The following is a 2,697-nucleotide window of genomic DNA, read 5'->3' as shown; positions in this document are numbered from 1 at the left end:
TTATTTGTGCTTATTTTTTCGCTGATGGTAAAACAATCATCTGGTTTTGAACAACCCAATAGCACTATAAACACGAAACCTTTGATTACATTATTCATGTCGATTTGTTTATGCCAACAACAATACGTTTAAAAGATATAGCAGCATACAAGCACTACTTCTAACACATCCTAACGAATCAATTGTTAGCTTATTTATGTTATAAAGAACGAATTCATGAGGGAATATACAAATTCAATCTCGTTATAACTAAAATTGCAATTTAAAATTAAATGTTATATTTGAGTATTAATCATAAACTATATTTTCCATGAAAAAAATTATTTTAGGCCTATTGGTGTTGTGTGCATTACCTCTTTTTGGGCAAAATAAAGAGGTAGTTTACGAAAGCATTTACTTAACTCCAAACAAAGCAAAGGAGTTAGAGCTAATTGATGGAGTAAAAAAACACAACGATAAATTTCACAGCAAAGGGAGAGCCAATGCTTCATTGTACGGTGTCATAATCGGTCGTCGCTCTGGACAATATGTTTGGCTAAATGGACCCATGAATTTAGCGGATTTTGACAATATCCCAGATGAAAATCACATGAATGACTGGCAAGAAAATGTTCGAAATAATGTTTCTTCCGAAAAACTTGTCTTAGGCAAGTTGAATTGGGAAGCCAGTTATACCCCTCCTTCATGGGGAAACCCAAAGTATTTGCTTCATCGAACGATAAAAATCAACCGAAAATACGGTAGCTATAAAAAGGTACTTGAGGCAGTTACCAAAATTGGAAAAGTATTGACTGAAATTAACGCTCCAAATCCAAGAAGGGTGTATCAGAGTATTTTCAATGATGAAAATGGTGAGAACATAACCCTAGTTTATCCTTTTAAGTCATTTACACGATTTAACGAAGACAACGGATTACCGAAGAATTTTCAAAAAGAATATGAGAAAATCAATGGATTGGGATCTTTTAGAAGAGACATCTGGGATGTGCTTTCTGAATACAGTGACGGAAATTCTGACGAAGTATTGCAATTAATTAATTAACCATAAACCACTAAACATGAAAAAAATAATATGCTTATTCGCAACAATTACATTCTTTTTATCCTGTGACCAAACGCAGAAAAAAGAATCCCAAGACGAACCCACAAAAGTGGATTATATCTACAAAGCAACCTACCTAGATGATTTCAAAATTGGGGATTCTAATTTAGTCCTTAAAGTTCAAGAAATGCACCAACACATCATCGAAAAAAATTATGAAATGGTAGGAGAATACTTAGCAGACAATGTTGTATTTGGCCTGGAAGACGGATCGCTCATCGAAGGTAAAGAGGCTTGTATGAAATTTATGATTGAAGGCTATTCGTCCATAGAAATTGAAGACTATCAAGTTGCGGTTAATTTAGCCGTCACTGGAAATAATGGAGATGAATGGGTTCTATTATGGGACAACGGTAAAATCGTTACACAAGACGGTGCTGAAATGGCTTACAACTGGATGGAAGCCTTTCAGTTTGAAAATGGAAAAATCATTACGATGAATCAATACGCTAAACCAAGAAAATAAATAAATATGAAAAATCTATTCCTTACACTCGCATTTGCTTTTACAACTAGTTTGGTTTGTGGGCAAGAACTCTTTTGGTATGACATCCATCTAGAAATACCGATCGATCAGCAACAGGTCGCTGAGGACCTAATCACGGATTTTTATTCAGCAGCTGCTATTCCAGAGGGTGTTTCCGCTTCTTTATCTAGACTCCCGCTTTCAGCGGATAAGGAAACCCATATCTTAAGCTTTGTAAGTCCATCCTCAAAATCACTCGCAGATTTTCGATCAGGTCTAAGTGGCGCAAAGTGGGATGCGTATATTGCAGAAATCTCTAAACGGGTAATTAGCAATCGACACATAGCAGGAAATGCTTTGGTTACTTTTAACGCAGAAAAATCAGACCCAATTGGTCAGGTATGGATTTTCAAAACAAAAAGAAAGGATGTACAAAAATTTGCAAGTTCATTTAGAAAATTAAATAAGACATTTAATTTTCCCGGCTTTATGGCTATGGGGCAAATTACCCACGGAAATTCCAATGGAGAAAACACCTTTATCTATGCGACTTATGAAGATTTAAATGCTGCACTGACTTTTGGTCCAAAAAATGACAAAGAAGGTGCTGCTTTTGCAACCTTTATTGATGAGATCGAAGACATTGAATTCTCATTATCCAACACTAGAGTCCTCGTAAAGCAATTCTAGTCTAAAAGAAACACCCTATTACTTCGAAGTAAAAGGGTGTTTTTTATCTATTCCCAAACTTTTTCGATTGCTGAAAAATCTCCTTCTTTTTGCTTTAAGCGAACTTATCGATACAACATAGGTCTTTATTATTCCTTGATTCTCGACCAATATCGATTCTTGTCCATCCATCACTTTCCACAATTCCATTTTAAAGATTTTGTGACAAAACTCCTCACTTTCCTTTTTATTTGTATTATTGTTAGTCTACAAGATTAAAATAGATCAAACATTAACAAATAAAAACATATGAGAATACAGCTATCAATTTTAGCTTGTTTTGTTTTTGCTTTGGGATTTACCCAAGACAAAAAAGAAAAGAAAGAGAAGAAGAAAAAAACCTATGAAGAGGTCATTACCTCAAAAGCCGAAAGTAGCGAAGGGCTATTTACCGTTCATT

General features: G+C 34.8%; 4 protein-coding genes. 3 read left to right on the top strand and 1 reads right to left on the bottom strand.

Annotated features, from left to right (window positions below):
• The first annotated feature begins 310 nt into the window (after nucleotides 1-310).
• The 3 genes from ABF281_RS09195 to ABF281_RS09185 are packed head-to-tail and all read left to right on the top strand — an operon-like array spanning nucleotide 311 to nucleotide 2,258.
• The gene (locus ABF281_RS09195; protein ID WP_347181377.1) at nucleotides 311-1,042 is read left to right on the top strand and encodes a hypothetical protein; all 732 of its coding nucleotides are present in this window, start codon (nucleotides 311-313) and stop codon (nucleotides 1,040-1,042) included.
• Between the two features lie 16 nt (nucleotides 1,043-1,058).
• The gene (locus ABF281_RS09190) at nucleotides 1,059-1,568 is read left to right on the top strand and encodes a nuclear transport factor 2 family protein (protein ID WP_347181376.1); all 510 of its coding nucleotides are present in this window, start codon (nucleotides 1,059-1,061) and stop codon (nucleotides 1,566-1,568) included.
• 6 nt (nucleotides 1,569-1,574) lie between these two features.
• A complete protein-coding gene (locus ABF281_RS09185) occupies nucleotides 1,575-2,258 on the top strand; it encodes a hypothetical protein (RefSeq protein WP_347181375.1) in 684 nt (227 codons plus the stop codon).
• Nucleotides 2,259-2,276: 18 nt separating this feature from the next.
• Here ABF281_RS09185 and ABF281_RS09180 read toward each other — a convergent pair whose 3' ends face one another.
• Complete coding sequence (locus ABF281_RS09180) at nucleotides 2,277-2,447, bottom strand: hypothetical protein (RefSeq protein WP_347181374.1); 171 nt, start codon at nucleotides 2,445-2,447, stop codon at nucleotides 2,277-2,279.
• Between the last annotated feature and the right edge of the window lie 250 nt (nucleotides 2,448-2,697).

The sequence above is a fragment of the Wenyingzhuangia sp. genome (genome assembly GCF_039768515.1).
Lineage (GTDB): Bacteria > Bacteroidota > Bacteroidia > Flavobacteriales > Flavobacteriaceae > Wenyingzhuangia.
Note: the sequence above shows the minus strand (reverse complement) of the source record. Positions and strands in the feature narration are given on the sequence as shown.